1 protein-coding gene is annotated in these 1239 nt (G+C 68.2%); it reads left to right on the top strand.

From position 1 onward, the window contains the following. Positions 1-1239, top strand: a 1239-nt coding sequence (locus AX690_RS16240) for an efflux RND transporter permease subunit (RefSeq protein WP_197426886.1), incomplete at both ends; no start/stop codon positions are given.

Here is a 1239-nt window from a genome sequence, read left to right as displayed (position 1 = left end):
ACATCTACTTCGCCCGCCAGCAGGTGGCCGAGCGCCTGACCCAGGTGCGCCAAAGCCTGCCGGCCGGAGCCGAACCGGCCATGGGCCCGATCTCCTCGGGTCTGGGCGAGGTCCTGATGTGGACCGTGGCCTTCGAGCATCCGGGCGGCAAGGGCGCCAAGGTCACCGAAGGTTCGCCCGGCTGGCAGAGCGACGGGTCCTACCTGACCTCGACGGGGGAGCGGCTTTCCGATCCCACGGCCCAGGCGGCGTTCCTGCGCGAAGTGCAGGACTGGATCGTCCGGCCCCAGATGCGCTCGGTCGCGGGTGTGGCCGGTGTCGACTCCATCGGCGGCTTCGAAAAGCAGTTCATCGTCCAGCCCGATCCGACCCGCATGGCCTCGGTCGGCGTCTCGTTCAACGACCTGGCCAAAGCCCTGGAGGCGGCGAACCTCGCCGTCGGCGCCAACTTCGTCGAGAAGGGCGGGGAAGCCTTCCTCGTTCGCGCCGACGCCCGCGTCCGCACGGTCGACGAGATCGCCAACGCCACGGTCGCGGCGCGTGAAGGTGTCTCGATCCGCGTGCGTGACGTCGCCACCGTCAAGCTCGGCGGCGCCCTGCGCACCGGTGCGGCTTCGGAGAACGGCGAAGAGGTCGTTGTCGGCACCGTGCTGATGCTGACCGGCGAGAACAGCCGCACCGTCGCGGGCGCCTCGGCCGAGAAGCTGACCGAGGTGGCCAAGAGTCTGCCGGTCGGCGTGAAGGTCCAGGTGGTCTACGACCGCTCCAAGCTGGTCGGCGCGACCATCAAGACCGTCGAAAAGAACCTGACCGAAGGCGCTCTGCTTGTCATCGTGGTGCTGTTCCTGCTGCTCGGGAACTTCCGCGCCGCCCTGATCACCGCCCTGGTCATCCCGCTGTCGATGCTGATGACCGCCATCGGCATGAACAAGCTGGGCGTCTCGGGCAATCTGATGAGCCTGGGCGCGCTGGACTTTGGTCTGATCGTCGACGGCGCCGTGATCATCGTCGAAAACGCCTTGCGGCGCCTGGCCGAGCGCCAGCACCACGAGGGCCGTCTCCTGACGCTGTCCGAGCGCCTGGGCGAAACCCGCGAAGCCGCCCGCGAGATGATCTCGCCCACCGTCTATGGCCAGGCGATCATCCTCCTGGTCTACGCCCCACTGCTGACCTTCACCGGCGTGGAGGGCAAGACCTTCTCGCCGATGGCCATCACCGTGATGCTGGCCCTGGCCGGCG

Source organism: Caulobacter sp. CCH9-E1, assembly GCF_001556515.1.
GTDB lineage: Bacteria > Pseudomonadota > Alphaproteobacteria > Caulobacterales > Caulobacteraceae > Caulobacter.
This window is presented reverse-complemented; position numbering and strand designations above follow the sequence as displayed.